Origin of the sequence: Breznakiella homolactica (assembly GCF_016616095.2) — a bacterium.
GTDB classification, from domain to species: domain Bacteria; phylum Spirochaetota; class Spirochaetia; order Treponematales; family Breznakiellaceae; genus Breznakiella; species Breznakiella homolactica.
The window spans coordinates 2,424,366-2,438,405 of record NZ_CP067089.2 but is presented as its reverse complement, the minus strand read 5'-3'; the positions used below and the strand labels follow the sequence as shown (position 1 = coordinate 2,438,405).

At 55.9% G+C, this 14,040-nt stretch carries 13 protein-coding genes; 7 read left to right on the top strand and 6 right to left on the bottom strand.

Annotated features, from left to right (window positions below):
* Positions 1 to 2 precede the first annotated feature (2 nt).
* Positions 3 to 1,505 carry a xylulokinase gene (xylB, locus tag JFL75_RS11025; RefSeq protein ID WP_215626744.1) on the top strand — a complete coding sequence of 501 codons (1,503 nt, stop codon included), beginning with the start codon at positions 3 to 5 and terminating at the stop codon, positions 1,503 to 1,505.
* Positions 1,506 to 1,516: 11 nt separating this feature from the next.
* On the opposite strand, the gene JFL75_RS11020 is transcribed toward xylB, so the two are convergent.
* Positions 1,517 to 2,605, bottom strand: coding sequence for a glycoside hydrolase family 20 protein (locus tag JFL75_RS11020; protein ID WP_215626743.1), 1,089 nt, complete (start codon positions 2,603 to 2,605; stop codon positions 1,517 to 1,519).
* 188 nt (positions 2,606 to 2,793) lie between these two features.
* On the opposite strand from JFL75_RS11020, the gene JFL75_RS11015 reads away from it, so the two are divergent.
* Genes JFL75_RS11015 through JFL75_RS11000 form a run of 4 tightly spaced genes read left to right on the top strand, consistent with a single transcriptional unit; the run spans position 2,794 to position 6,385 of the window.
* Positions 2,794 to 4,272: an NAD(P)/FAD-dependent oxidoreductase gene (locus JFL75_RS11015; protein ID WP_215626742.1), complete on the top strand. Its 1,479-nt coding sequence runs from the start codon at positions 2,794 to 2,796 to the stop codon at positions 4,270 to 4,272.
* Positions 4,269 to 5,537 carry an NAD(P)/FAD-dependent oxidoreductase gene (locus tag JFL75_RS11010; RefSeq protein ID WP_215626741.1) on the top strand — a complete coding sequence of 423 codons (1,269 nt, stop codon included), beginning with the start codon at positions 4,269 to 4,271 and terminating at the stop codon, positions 5,535 to 5,537. Before JFL75_RS11015 ends, JFL75_RS11010 begins: the two co-directional genes overlap by 4 nt.
* A gap of 8 nt (positions 5,538 to 5,545) precedes the next feature.
* Positions 5,546 to 5,941 carry a DUF1667 domain-containing protein gene (locus JFL75_RS11005; RefSeq protein ID WP_215626740.1) on the top strand — a complete coding sequence of 132 codons (396 nt, stop codon included), beginning with the start codon at positions 5,546 to 5,548 and terminating at the stop codon, positions 5,939 to 5,941.
* A gap of 3 nt (positions 5,942 to 5,944) precedes the next feature.
* Positions 5,945 to 6,385: a hypothetical protein gene (locus JFL75_RS11000; protein WP_215626739.1), complete on the top strand. Its 441-nt coding sequence runs from the start codon at positions 5,945 to 5,947 to the stop codon at positions 6,383 to 6,385.
* 20 nt (positions 6,386 to 6,405) lie between these two features.
* On the opposite strand, the gene JFL75_RS10995 is transcribed toward JFL75_RS11000, so the two are convergent.
* The 3 genes from JFL75_RS10995 to JFL75_RS10985 form a co-directional block, all read right to left on the bottom strand.
* Positions 6,406 to 7,527 (bottom strand): M24 family metallopeptidase, encoded by a 1,122-nt coding sequence (locus JFL75_RS10995; protein WP_215626738.1) that lies wholly within the window; start codon positions 7,525 to 7,527, stop codon positions 6,406 to 6,408.
* Positions 7,528 to 7,663: 136 nt separating this feature from the next.
* A complete protein-coding gene (locus JFL75_RS10990) occupies positions 7,664 to 8,650 on the bottom strand; it encodes a magnesium transporter CorA family protein (protein ID WP_215626737.1) in 987 nt (328 codons plus the stop codon).
* A 732-nt stretch (positions 8,651 to 9,382) separates the two neighbouring features.
* Positions 9,383 to 9,739 (bottom strand): cupin domain-containing protein, encoded by a 357-nt coding sequence (locus JFL75_RS10985; protein ID WP_215626736.1) that lies wholly within the window; start codon positions 9,737 to 9,739, stop codon positions 9,383 to 9,385.
* 115 nt (positions 9,740 to 9,854) lie between these two features.
* Here JFL75_RS10985 and JFL75_RS10980 point away from each other — a divergent pair, with 115 nt between their 5' ends.
* Together JFL75_RS10980 and JFL75_RS10975 are read left to right on the top strand one after the other, a co-directional pair.
* Complete coding sequence (locus JFL75_RS10980; RefSeq protein WP_215626735.1) at positions 9,855 to 10,868, top strand: bile acid:sodium symporter family protein; 1,014 nt, start codon at positions 9,855 to 9,857, stop codon at positions 10,866 to 10,868.
* Positions 10,869 to 11,081: 213 nt separating this feature from the next.
* Positions 11,082 to 12,104, top strand: a complete 1,023-nt coding sequence (locus tag JFL75_RS10975) for a mechanosensitive ion channel family protein (RefSeq protein ID WP_215626734.1) — start codon at positions 11,082 to 11,084, stop codon at positions 12,102 to 12,104.
* Positions 12,105 to 12,133: 29 nt separating this feature from the next.
* On the opposite strand, the gene JFL75_RS10970 is transcribed toward JFL75_RS10975, so the two are convergent.
* Together JFL75_RS10970 and JFL75_RS10965 are read right to left on the bottom strand one after the other, a co-directional pair.
* Positions 12,134 to 12,874 carry a 2Fe-2S iron-sulfur cluster-binding protein gene (locus JFL75_RS10970; protein ID WP_215626733.1) on the bottom strand — a complete coding sequence of 247 codons (741 nt, stop codon included), beginning with the start codon at positions 12,872 to 12,874 and terminating at the stop codon, positions 12,134 to 12,136.
* The gene (locus JFL75_RS10965; RefSeq protein WP_215628583.1) at positions 12,871 to 14,037 is read right to left on the bottom strand and encodes an FAD-dependent oxidoreductase; all 1,167 of its coding nucleotides are present in this window, start codon (positions 14,035 to 14,037) and stop codon (positions 12,871 to 12,873) included. Before JFL75_RS10965 ends, JFL75_RS10970 begins: the two co-directional genes overlap by 4 nt.
* Between the last annotated feature and the right edge of the window lie 3 nt (positions 14,038 to 14,040).

Genomic DNA, 14,040 nt, shown 5'->3' with positions numbered 1-14,040 from the left:
ATATGTACTACATGGGCATCGACTGCGGCACCCAGGGAACCAAGGCGATTGTATTCGATTCCCGCGGCGGCGCGGTAATCGGCAAGGGGTATGCCGGTCATTCCATTGCTGCCGACGATTCAGGGCTGCGTGAGCAGGATCCCCAATGGTGGATTTCCGCTTTGATCGAATCAGTCCGCGCGGCGGTCGCGGATGCCGGGATCAGCGGCAGCGAAATCAGAGCCTTGGCCGTAAGCGGTCAGCAGCACGGTCTTGTGGCGCTGGATGGGGACGGAAAGGTTCTGCGCAGGGCAAAGCTCTGGAACGATACATCCACCGCGGAAGAAAACAGCGCCATAATCCGGGATGCCGGCGGACCCGAAGCGGTATGGCGGCGGATCAATACATCTTTTCCCGTTGGATTTACCGCCAGCAAAGTCCGGTACCTGGCGGTTCATGAGCCGGAACTGTTTGCCCGGGTCCGGCATATTCTGCTTCCCCATGATTATATCAATTTCTATCTTACCGGAGTGTACGCCACCGAAGGGAGTGAAGTCAGCGGTACCGGGTACTATGATGTCGCCGCCCGGCAATACTCTTCCGAAATGATAAACATTATCGATCCTTCCGGCATACTTAAAAACGCGGTGCCGCCGGTATACAGCTGGGACAGACCACTGGGGACAATTCTCCCGGAGACCGCGGAGACCCTCGGCCTGGCGCCCGGTACATTGGTTGCCTGCGGCGGCGGTGATAACACCATGGGAGCCCTGGGAACATCGGCAATAGTAAATGGACGCTGCGCTATCGGGCTTGGAACGAGCGGCACCGTGGCGCTTCTTTCCCCGGTCACGGAAAACGCCGTGGACAGGCTTCTCCAGGTTTACGATGTGATCGATGGTATCTGGCTCGTTACTTCCTGTACGCTTAACGCGACCAGCGCCGCCAATACCATCCAGGATCTGTTCGGACTCCGAATTGAGGAATTGGACAGGGATATGGATACCGCTCCTGTCGGAGCTGATGGCGTTACGGTTATTCCCTTTTTCAGCGGAGAACGGATGCCGCCGCTGCCGTCATCCCGGGGGATCGTAAAAAATCTTACCACGCTGAACACCAGGCGGGAAAATATTGTCCGGGCTGCCGCGGAGTCGGTCATCTTTACCCTGAAATGGGGATTCGATAAAATCGTACGGTCATTCCCCGAACCCCGGGAACTGGTTGTTTTCGGCGGAGGGGCCAACAGCGCGCCCTGGCGCAGGATAATTGCGGATGTTTTCGGTAAGCCGGTTCACTGCCTCGTGAGCGATGAAGGCGGTGCCCTGGGTGCCGCTCTTCAGGCCATGTACCTGGACGGGCATGTGAAAGGCAATCCCGTTACACTTCAGGAATTGTGCGAACGGTATATTGCCTTCAACAAAACAAAGGAGATCCAACCCGTTCCCGGCAATGTCCTCGCCTACCGCGGGCTTTTCGATTCATATAAAAGGGAAATAGAAAAAGAATGGGGCATCAGCCTGGAATAGCAAAGGCACTGTCACCGATCCGCCAAAAACCAGCCCCTGGCCGCGGCTTCCGGTGATCCCGGAAGAAAATTCAGACCCAGAGTATTCGGTCCGGGCTGAATATCCCCGGTCTCTCCGGTGTCATAGTAAGATACGGTGAACCGGGGATTAACCCGCTCCCCGGCGTCCGCGGCAGCGCTGACCGCCATGAGGTACTGCTCCCCGGCGGAAAAAGCCCGGCAGGCGGGGCACGCGCACCACAGGGTTTCGTTGTGCCGGTCGGGCCAGAGATGGATCGTTTCTAGTTCCGGGCAGGCGGAAAGCAGTTTGGATATACCTTTCCTTATTATTTCTAACGTATCGGGATTGGTGGCGCAGAAATTGGTGTGTTTTATCCGCTTCCCCTGTTCCATCCGCAGCAGTTCCCGCTTCGCGCCGAAGTTTTTCCGGGGTACAAATCCCGAAAGATCCCACCCCCCGGCTTCAACCGTAAAGCCCATATCCCTGGCCTTCCTGCACAGCCGCTTCTGCCTGCGGCCGCCCATGCCTCTGATCCCGGACGCGGGAATACGTCCGTAATACAGGGGGACCACCGCGGTATCCACGGAATTGCGCCGGGCCCACACGAGCCAGGCTGTTTCGGCTTTTGCCGGAGTTTCCCTGGTAAAGACCAACCGGCGGTGATGCTCCGGGGTGTTTTCGGATTTTTCAAATCCCGAACCGGAACTGAGGCTGTAGAGATTCCGGGCCGCTCCGGTATTCTGGGGGACCGTTTCTGTGTACGGATCGGGCCAGGAAAATCCCAGGGCCGCCAGAAAACTGTACGCCCCGCCACAGAGGCCCCGGGGAGAATCCCCGTAAATTTCAACGCGGTCCTTCCCGGCGCGCCAGGAGAATCCCGATCGGCAGTTGTCCTGCTGGTCATGGTTCATCACAATCAGCGGGCTGTCCCCCTCTGGGGCTCCGCCGGAACCGTCAATAATCTCCGCGGGTTTCAAATTTAGGGCTTCCCGTTTCCGGAGCACCTGTACGCACCGTGAAATTTCCTCCGCCGCGGTCCACACCAATCCCCGGTCCGGCGCGAGAATGGTCCATTCTTTTGAAATATCGAATTCGGCCATGGGATTATTGTATATAAAAAACCCCTGAATCAAAAGGGGCGGCGGGGCCGGGTCCGGTTAGGTGGAGTAAAACCTTCGGCTCTGGTGCCCCGGCTCTCCCCGGGTGCTGCCGGATTGGAAGGCTTGGGACTACCCGTTTTTCCTGCATACTTTCCGCAAGTAGTGTATACTGAATATGAGGAACCTATATGAAGACCATAAATATTGCCAATCTGAATCCTCCTCCGGAGGCCCAGGAAGTTTACGATGTAGCGGTCATCGGATGCGGCGTATCCGGAGCGAACATAGCCCGGAAGCTTTCCCTGTATACCTGCCGGATCGCGGTGCTGGAAAAAGCCGCGGATGTTTCCTTTGGAACCTCAAAGGCGAATTCCGGCATTGTCCACGGCGGCTTTCACCATAACAAACAGTACCTCAAGGCGCGGCTGGAAATACAGGGCAACCTTATGTTTGACCAGCTCCGCCGGGAGCTGGATTTTCCCTTTAAGCGGTGCGGTATTCTTGTGGCCGCCCTCCATGATGATGAGATGAAATCCGTGGAACACCTGTACATGCAGGGCGTTGATAACGGGGTAATCGGCATTGAACTGTGTTCCCGGGAACGGATCCTCGAACTTGAACCGAAGCTTTCCTCCGATGTGGCCGGCGGCCTCTACGCTCCCGGCGGCGGTATTGTGGAACCATACCGTTTCGTGTTTGCCCTGGTCGAATCGGCCATGAAAAACGGTGTGCATCTGTACACGGATTATCTGGTGGAAGGGGCCGGCTGGGATGAGAAGAAAAATCTCTGGACCGTCCGTTCCGGGGACGGCCGGACCGTTTCGGCCCGGTATGTGGTAAACGCCGCGGGGCTTTTCGCGGATGATATTTCGAAAGTTTTCGGCGGCGAGGAATTTACCATCAAAGCCAGAAAGGGTGAATATTTTCTCATGGACCGCCTTACCAAGGCGCGCCCGGACCGGGTTATTTTTCCGGTTCCCACTTCGGTTTCCAAGGGCATGCTGGTTATTCCCACGGTGGAAGGGACCGTTCTGGTGGGGCCCACCGCGGACCCGGTGGAAAGCAAGTACGATTTCGCCACCACCGGGGAACGGCTGGAGCAGATTCTCGATTCGGGAAAACACATGGTTCCGTCCTTAAGCCGCAGCGATGTGATCACCAGTTTCGCGGGACTGCGGCCGTATCTGGAAGAGGACTTTTATATTGATATTTCCCAAAAAGCCCCGGCCTTTGTGCAGGTCGCGGGAATCCAGTCTCCGGGACTTACCGCGTCCCCGGCAATCGGGGAATACGTCAAGGATCTTCTCAAGAAGATGGGCCTGGATCTTACGGAAAAATCCGGCTGGGATCCCTTCGTGGAACCCCGGTCCCGGACCCGTGAACTTACCCCCTTTGAGCTGGACAGCCTCATTGCCGAAGATCCAGCCTGGGGTAACATCGTATGCCGCTGCGAAAACGTGAGCGAAGCTGAAATCGTTGAGGCCGTCAGGCTCGGCCATTACACCCTGGACGGGGTAAAGTATTTTACCCGGGCCCAGATGGGCCGCTGCCAGGGAGGTTTCTGCACCTACAAAATAATCAAGATAATCATGCGCGAAACCGGCCTTACCTGGGACGAGGTAACGAAGCACGGGGGGAAAAGCCGGGTCTTGGAGGCTGAATTATGAAGGAACTTCGGTACGACGCGGCGGTAATCGGCGGCGGCGCCGCGGGCATGGCGGCGGCCCTGGAACTGCAGGAAGCTGGTTTTTCCTGCGCGATCATTGAACGGGAAGACCACCTCGGCGGCATTCTGATGCAGTGTATCCATAACGGATTCGGCCTCCATGAATTCTCGGAGGAGCTTACCGGCCCGGAATTCGCCGAACGGTTCGCGGTAAAAACCGCGGATTCCGATATCGCCGTATACCTTGGGACCACGGTCTGTTCCCTCCGGCCGGTGGACCCTTCGAATACCGAAGGTGCCTACAAGGAACTCATCTGCGCGTCCCCGGACCTGGGGATGCTCAGGATCAGCGCCCGGGCGGTGGTTCTGGCCATGGGCTGCCGTGAGCGGAACCGGGGCAATGTACGGATTCCCGGCTCCCGGCCGGCGGGGGTATACACCGCCGGCCTTGCCCAGCGTCTCGTTAATATTGAAGGGTATATCCCCGGAAAGGAAATTGTGGTTATCGGTTCCGGCGATATCGGGCTGATCATGGCCCGGCGCATGAGCTGGGTGGGCTGCACCGTAAAAGCGGTGGTGGAGATCATGCCCTATCCCTCGGGACTCACCCGGAATATCGTCCAGTGTCTCCACGATTTTGACATCCCCCTGTACCTTTCCTCCCAGACCACGAACATATTCGGCAATGACCGTGTTGAGGGTGTGGAAGTGACTCCCATGGAAAACGGCGCCCTGGTGCCGGAAAAGGCTTTCCGCATCGACTGCGATACGGTGCTGCTGTCCGTGGGGCTCGTCCCGGAAAACGAACTGTCCAAGGATGCTGGAGTTGAACTCAACGGAACCACCAATGGCCCGGCGGTGGACTCCAGCCTCATGACGAACATCGACGGTGTGTTCGCCTGCGGCAACGTGCTCCACGTCCATGACCTGGTTGACTGGGTCGCCGAGGAAGCCCGCCGGGCCGGCCGGCACGCCGCGTCCTGGCTCAAGGGAGAGCGGACCGGGCCGCAGGTCAGGGTAAAGGCCGGTTCCAACGTGCGGTACGTAAATCCCGGAAAGCTCAGCACCCGGGAAGAAAACAAGGTTTATCTCCGTTCGCTGATTGTCAAAAATGACGCGGTGCTGGAACTCCGGCTGGATAACCGCCCGGTTAAGACAATAAAGAAAGGCCACGTACAGCCGTCGGAGATGATTAACCTCACCGTTGGTCCCAAGGAACTGGAGGGCTTTTCCTCCGATTCCGTACTTGAATTTTCGATTTTATAGGAGACGGTATGCGGTCATTAACGTGTATAGTGTGTCCCATCGGATGTTCCCTCTCCGTGGAAGAACGGGAAGACGGAGAAATAATTGTTTCCGGCAACCGCTGTCCCCGGGGCGCCGTATACGCCCAGGAGGAAATCCGCTCGCCGAAGCGGGTGGTGACCGCCACCTGCCGGCTTACAGGCAATCCCGGGTCGAAAAATACGAAAATCAGCCGCCATGGAATCAGCGATCCCCGCCGGCTGCCGGTAAAAACCTCCGCGCCCTGTCCCAAGGAACAGATCGGTGATCTTCTGGCGGATATTTACGCCGCCGAGGCGGAAATTCCCGTAAAATCCGGGGACCGGATTATTGCCGACTGGAAAGGAACCGGTATAGACGTGATAGCCGTCAGGACCATAGGGTAACCCATGGCAAAATACAATCCCGATGCCGAAGCGTTCAGGAAGGAATATGAGGAACGGTACGGCGAAAAAATTCTCGCCTATGGGCTGGGCCGCTACCTCGGCGGCTGGAAGGAATACGATGGGGAATTCTGGGGACTGGTAATTGCCACCGAGGGCGGGTTCCGGTTCCACCATTTTCCCCATGAAGGCTGGCTCCAGATGGTGAGCCGGTCAACAACAGGCGGCAAGCCACCGCAGGAAAAAACTATCTTTGTTCCCAGGGATTCAATTGTCTCCGCGGAATACCGGACCGAAAAATCCTGGTGGCGCCGGATTCTGTTTCCTTCTCACCCGCTGATCGCGGTTAAATACCGCAACGCCGCGGGCAGCGGTGAAATCCTCTGCGAAACCGACAGCCGTTCCATTCCCGTGGCGGACTCCCTTAAGAGACTTATCGGCGGCTGAGGGCGGGGCGTCATTCTTTACTACAACCGTACGATTGCTGCCTTGGTCAGTACTCTGGGACCCGATTCCGTCAGGAGGACATCATTTTCCAGCCGGCATCCGCCGTGCTCCGGGTCATACAGCCCCGGTTCCAGGGTGATGATCATCCCGGGTCTGAGCTGCCACTGGTTGTCCTGCCGGCTTCTGACCGCCGGCGCCTCATGGGCCTGGAGTCCGATTCCGTGACCCAGGGCGTGGGGCATGGCTTTTTTTGATTTCCGGAAGAAGTTATCCACGGCCACGGCTATGTCCCGGGTATACACCCCGTCCTTAACCATTTCCAGGGCCAGGGTATAGGCTTTTTCGACCATGGCAAGCATGGTTTCCTGGGGTTTCGTAAGGGGACCTTTGGCCACGGTGATGGTAACATCCGTGGTGTACCCTTTATATTTCAGACCGAAGTCGAGAACGGAAAGCCCCTGTCCGCCGAACGGACCGCCGGTGTATGTCGGAAACGCGTGAATGCCGAAACTCCGGGACGGCCCCGCGGCGATGGTCTCAAAACCCGTTCCCTCGCAGCCGCGCTTACGGGCTTCCGCCTCAATAAAAAGCGCCACGTCGGTTTCGGTTTTGAGTCCCCCGGATTTGAATTCACCTTCCAGCAGAGTGATTACCTCATTGGTAATTGAAGAGGCCGTTTCGTAGATTTCAAGCTCAGCGGAATCCTTTACGGCCCGGAGTTCCGCAACCTCCTCGGTGGCTCCCCATTCCCGGCAGACCACATCAAAGTCCATAAGGGCTTCCACGTATTTTAGGAATACCACATAGGGCGTAACCGAGGGAATTTCTATCCGTGAACCAAAGGGTATTTTGAAATACTCCGCGGCGGACCGGATGGCGGTTACGGAACTGCGTTCGAATTCCGTGTAGGGAACCACCATATCCGTATCCGCCAAAAGCTTTGCCATGTTGATATCCCAGGGAACAAGCAGGGACCGTTTATCCACGGCCAGAAACAGAAGCGCGTCCCCGGGATGCCCGGTCATCCAGCGGATGGATGTATCCCGCCTTCCTTCGGTATCCTCAAACATGACCAGGGCAATACCTTCCTGGGCCATCCAGTCGTATATCCGTTCCCGCCTGGCTTCATAGCAGCTGTTCATAATACACATACCCTCATTAGACTTGTTCGATAACCCGGTTGATTATCGAACAAGTCCTGCAGTTTTGCGACCTAAAGGCCGCAAAACATGGTTTTTTCAGCGGAAGTTGTTCAACAACTGAGGTTGCCGAACAACCCTATTTGTGTATCATCATATAAGTCTGGGAATATGGCAAGGTCAAGGTGGTAATTTTTTTTCGTTTTCTGTCGGTTGTAAGGAGAATCGCTCCGATTATCGACGCCAGAATGCTTAACGCCAGGATACCCCACACCGCCAGCAGGGAAGTCTGGAAAGGCAGCCCCACATTCATGCCGTAAAAACTCGTTATCAGGGTTGGGATCATAAGTACAATCGACACAATGGTCAGGCGTTTCATCACGATATTCAGGTTATTCGAAATTACACTGGCAAAGGCATCCATGGTGCCGGTGAGGATGGAAGAATAGATGTTCGCCATTTCAATGGCCTGTCTGTTTTCGGTGACCACATCCTCCAGGAGTTCCTTTTCTTCTTCCCTGAAACGGAGGAGCGAAGACTTCTGGAGTTTTTCCAGGAGCAGCTCATTCGTTTTTATGCTGGTGGTAAAATAGACCAGGCTTTTCTGCACCGAAAGCAGCTGGATCAGTTCATTGTTCTTGACGGATTTCTGGAGTTCCCGCTCAATGACATTGGTCCTTTTGTTCAGTTCCTTGAGGGACCGCATGAAGGTGAACGCCGCCCGGCCGAGGAAGTTCAGCACAAAGGTGCTCTTATTGGAAATATTGAGGCCCCTGATCCGGTTGGTCGCCAGATCCTCCAGGGCGTCTCCGGAACGCTGGCAGATGGTTATTATTTTATCGGAAAAAAGAATTATTCCCACCGGAAGGGTGAAGTAGGAAATCTCATAGGCTTCGTCGTGTACGGGAATCCGGATGATGATAGCCGTGTAATCATCTTCCTTTTCAATACGGGACTGTTCGTCGGCGTCCATTATGTCGGTGAGCAGTTCCCCGGCAATGCCGAATTCCCTTTCCAGCCGGAAGAGATCTTCCTTGGTGACATTCCGGGCATCGATCCAGCAGCCTTTGGTAACTACTTTGGTTTCGACAAGGCCCCTGTCCCCCTGGGTTCTGATTGTAATCATGTCGGTTTCTCCTGAAAACATTGCTTCCTCAGAAGAAACCGGCGGAGTCTCAGCGACGGGGCCGGCGGGTCGAAGGAAGCGCTTGGAATGTTACGGTCTTTAATCTGCGTCTATGACAGGGTAAACTACCCCCGCCGTCCGTATCGGACATTGCGCTTCCTCCTTATGCGGGATTTCCGGAAATTTTCTGGGAAAACCTCCGGGTTATGTTAACCTAACTATAATATATTGCCGCCGGAAATAGCAATAGGCGGGGGAGCACCGGGACTGGCAAGCCGGAAAGCACCCGTGTATACCGGGTCCGCGGGGCCCGTCGGATGAAAAGAAACACCGCAAAGCGGTATTTCTTTTCATCCGACACCCGGCGTTACCTTTATACACAGGTGCTTTCCGGCTTAACCGGCCCGGTACTGCCCGGTCGCGCGGGCGGCTCCCCCTCGCTCCAGCCTTGCCGCATTGTGTGTGGAGTTTTGCTTCACAAAACTCCTGAAAGACTTGGCACCACAGGCGGCAAGTCTTACGCTACCCCCACTCCGGGTTCCTGGGATACGGAGAATCACCATACCGGCAAAGGTCTCCCATTCCTCCCTCCCGTGGAAGCGGCACAGAAGCATGGGGATCACTGGTAACGCGGGGTGCCGCAGGGTATGGGGTATGAGCGACTTTCGAGGCCGAAGGCCGCTGAGGAGCCATACCCCATACCCTGCGGCAGGACCCCCGGCACCGGTTCTTCTATGCTTCTGTGCCGTATGTAACAATTACCGCGTGGAAAACCAGGGGAACCGAGCCGGAATTCCGGATGCTGTGGGACGCTCCGTTGCCGGTCACCACCACATCCCCGGGGCCGACGGCTCGTTCGGTTCCTTCGTCGACCACAATCCCGGTTCCGGAAAGAATTATATAGTATTCCGTTTCTTCGTCGTGGCTGTGTTCGCCGATGGATGCTCCCGGCGGTATGGTAAGCTCCGCCATCAGCCGGCAGTTCTTCATGTTCTCGGCGCTGTCAAAATGCACCAGGGTAACCGTTCCGTCTCCGCCCCGCATGTGTTCTTTCAGTTCGGTTTTCATCGCATTCCGATGGATAATCATGGCAAAACCTCCGGATAATTATGGAACCATTATAATAGTTTTAGAAACAATGAAAAGGCGGCCGCGGGTACCGCTTCCGTTTTTTCCGGGGTCTGGTTTCGTTTCCGGATACAATATGGTAAACTGCAATGCGATGGAAAAACCTGATCGTCCGGCGGGCTTTCTGAATAGATGCAATACCTTCCTTGACAGAATTATGCCTGTCCTGACTCCCGGCGGTGTTGTCCTTGGGTTTATCCTCGGGGAAAGAATCGCTCCCTTAAAACCCTTGGTTACCTATCTCTTCGCGTTTATTACCTTAACCGGGGCAATGGGCCTCGATATTGCTGATTTTAAACGGGTGCTAAAAAACCCGCTGCCCCTGGCCGCGGTGTTTGTCTGCTCCCATGTTCTTCTGCCGGCTTTTGCGTTCCTTGCCGCCAGCCTGCTGTTCCCGGGACAGCCTGACATCGCGACAGGCTATATTCTGCTGACCGCCACCCCAACGGCTGTTGCCAGCTATATCTGGACTTCAATATATTACGGCAGCGGAGCGGTTTCATTGACGGTGATCCTCCTGGATACGCTGCTGGCCCCTCTGGTGACACCGGCGGTTGTTGGGATTTTTGCCGATTCCAACGTGAACATTGATACGAGGGGGATGATTATTTCCCTTTTTTCGATGGTTGTGATTCCTTCGGTAATCGGTGTGATGGCCAACCATTTTTCAAAAAAGAAAGTACAGCGCAGCGTGGTCCCGTACTGCAGGCCGTTATCAAAGATTGCGCTGCTGGCCGTTGTGGCGATCAATACATCCCAGGTCGCTCACCGGATCAGCTTTGATTCGAGGCTGCTGAAAATCATATTTCTCAATATTGTTATTACCGTGGGCGGTTATCTGCTCGGATACGCCGCATCCTGCGGACTGCGGGTTAGGCACGATACCAAAGTGGCGATGACCTTTGGGACCGGGATGAGAAATATCAGCGCAGCCATGGTTCTCGTCATCAGTTTTTTCCCGCATGATTCCGCGGTTCCCGTGATAACGGGGATTGTACTGCAGCAGATGCTTGCCGCGTTTATGGGGTATCTGTTATTCGCGGGAAAGCGGAAAACAGCCGAAGGTGTTTCCGGCGCCGATACTGATTAATCCATGAATCGGCCTTCACCCGCAGCGGGCCGGGACGCGGCATAATAATCTCCCGGCGTTTTTGCCAGGCAATTTACTGTTGATTGTTGGCCGCCCTTTACTATACTTGATAGTATCAGCGTATTGATTAAGAACAGCACAATTAAAAAAAAATCGTCCCCGATGGTGGTTTTTCATTCATCAAAATATATTTAATTTAGGATAGGTATTATTATGGAAGAGATTTTGAATTTTGTTTTTCTGGGCAATACCGTAAAGAACTGGATCATTGCGCTTTGCTTTATTGTCGGCGGTTTTATTGTCGGAAAAATCGTTTCTGCGGCGGTCACTAAACTTATCCGGGTTTTATTCCGCAAATCGAAAAACCGGGTAGATGAGCTTATTATTCCCATTACCCAGCGCCCGCTGACCTTTCTCGTTTCCATTCTCGGGCTTTATCTGGGTCTTAAATACCTGGCCATGAATCCCACGGTGGGGCTCTGGGTCACCAGGATCTTTGCGGTTCTGGTAACCTTTGTGGTGGCATGGACCGCGACCAGGCTGTTCCAGGCGCTTATCCTCAGATTTGTGCCCGCCACCGGGGACTTCGGGGAAGACAAGAAACAGGTGAATGTTCAGCCGGTGCTTATCCGGGTTACCGAAACGGTTATCTGGGTACTGGCCATTGTGCTTATGCTCCGGAATCTCGGCTACAATGTAACCACCCTCCTGGCGGGCCTCGGGCTCGGCGGCGCTGCCATTGCCCTGGCTTCCCAGAATACCCTGGCTAATTTTTTCGGCGCCATAACGGTGTTTGTGGATAAACCCTTCACATTAAATGATCGTATCAAGATCAACAACTTCGAAGGGGATGTCACCGACATGGGGCTCAGGACTTCCCGGCTCAGGACATCGGATAACCAGCTGGTAACTATTCCCAACAGCCTCTTTTCATCAAACCCGATAATCAATATCAGTTCGGAACCGAACAAGAAAGTCACCGAAACGATAACCATTACCAGGGACAACGGTCAGGAAAAACTCGAACAGGCTATCGCGATTCTCAGGGAAGTCTGCGCAAACTGTACCGGCATAGAGGGCGGTTCCGCCGCGGGCCTGCAATCGATGAACGCTTCGTCCTATCAGCTTAATTTTATTTTTTATATTGCCAAGGAAGCGGATTACCTCGAGAGCCTCAGCAGGGTGAACATCGAAGTGAACAAGCGTTTCGAGGAAGTCGGTATTAAGTTCGCCTGATCCGCGTACAGTATGTCCGCCGGGAAAACCTATTCCGGCGGGTTCAGTTCCCGGCGCAGTATCTCGATATGCTTCGCCGGGTATACCTTCCGGGGACAGACCCTGGAACATTCGATGTACCGTTTGCATGCCGCCACGCCGTCCTTCTCCGCTGCCCGTAACATAAGGCCGGCTTTCCCTTCGGGATTGTTGATGGTCTCCCGGCGGAGCGCCGCCAGCGCGGCGGGGCCCATAAAAGGCTGGCTTGATTTTCCCTTTCCGCCCCATTCCCTGAGCACCGGACATGCGGAAACACAGGCCCCGCATTCAATACAGTCCTCGAACCGGACCGGGCCGGCCTGATCGCCGCCGCTTTGCTCCGGAGCGGGGCCGCTGTCAGGGCCGGCTTCCCCGCTGACCCATTCACTCTTTCTGAGATACCCTATACCTTCCGGTATAGAACGGAAAAGGATTCCCGGATCCGCGGCAAGGTCCCGCACCGTCTCAAATACCGCCGGCGGATCTATCCTCGGCGCCGCGTCTTTTTCCGGGTCATACAGCGATTCCAGAGGTGTAAGGCACGCGAGGATTTCTTTGCCGTTGACCCGCACCGTACAGGTTCCGCACGAGCCGTGGTGGCATGAGTGGCGGTAGGCCAGGTCAGGCACCGCGCCGGTCCGGAGATATTCCAGGGCGTCCAGAAGGGTGGCTTCCTTTGGGAGATCGACTTCATAGGTTTCATAGGCGCCTTTTCCGGCCCGGCCCTGGTAAATATTTAGTTTCCGTTTCATCGGGACCTCCAGTAATTCCGGTAGGGCTGCAGTCCGCGGCTGGCGGTTCCCGGCTTTTCGGTCACCCCCAGGTGCGCCGCCGCGGCGTCGGCGGCTATTTCTCCCATGATCCGCAGGGTAGTGGCTTTGCCTCCGACTATACTGAAGAATCCCGGCAAGGTCCCGGTTCTGCCGTGGTCATAGAGTACCACATCCCGGCTCAGAGAGCGTTCGCTGCCGTCGCTCCGGCCTGCCAGCGGACGGGCGGCGCACCATGCCGCCCTGAAGGGCTGTTTTGAAAATCCCGGGAGCATCTCATCCGCCGCGGAAAGAAGAAACTCAATTTCCTCCCGGGGCGGCAGGAGTCCGTCGGGGTTTTCAACCTTGCGCTGGGTGGTCCCGATAATTGAAAGCCGCCGCTGGGGAACTATGATATCCCCATCCCCGGGATGCCTGAGCCTCGAAACAACCGCGTTGGCCGCGCGGCCTTCCACGGCGACCATGGTGCCTGCCGCGGGAGTTACCGGGACATCGGCTCCGGCCAGCGCGGCGACGCGGTCCGCCCAGGGGCCGCCGGCGTTGATAACCGACAATGTTTCAACGGTATAATCGGTTCCGTCCGGAATATTCCTGATCCGCAGCTCAAAATTTTTTCCGCCCTTTGTTTCAATGGCGGTTACCTCGGAAAAATTCCGGATCTCCGCGCCGTAATATTTTGCCGAAGAAAAAAAGCTCATGGCCAGCCGGTACGCGTCGATGGTCCCGTCGGGCACCGTCACAGCCCGGCGTACCGAAGGATTGATACGGCCTTCCATGGCCAGGGCCTGGGCTGGCGGTATTTCCTCCGCGGGAATCGACGCTGCCCGGCACGCGGCGATAAAATCATCCGCCAGGGCCGCTTCATCCTCTTCAATGGCTACGAATATTCCTTTGTTGAATTCGATGCAGTCCGGGGCAATGTCCAGGAGTATCCGGGTTTCGGCCATGCATTCCCGGGCGATATTCACATCCCCCAGGGCGTACCGTGCGCCGGAATGGAGCTGGCCGTGGTGGCGTCCCGTGGTGCCCGAGGTCAGTTCTCCCCGCTCAAACAGGATTACCCGCATCCCCCGGAGGGCAAGATCGTAGGCCGCCGCCGCTCCGGTTCCGCCGCCGCCGATTACCGCAACATCGTATTTTTCCATATT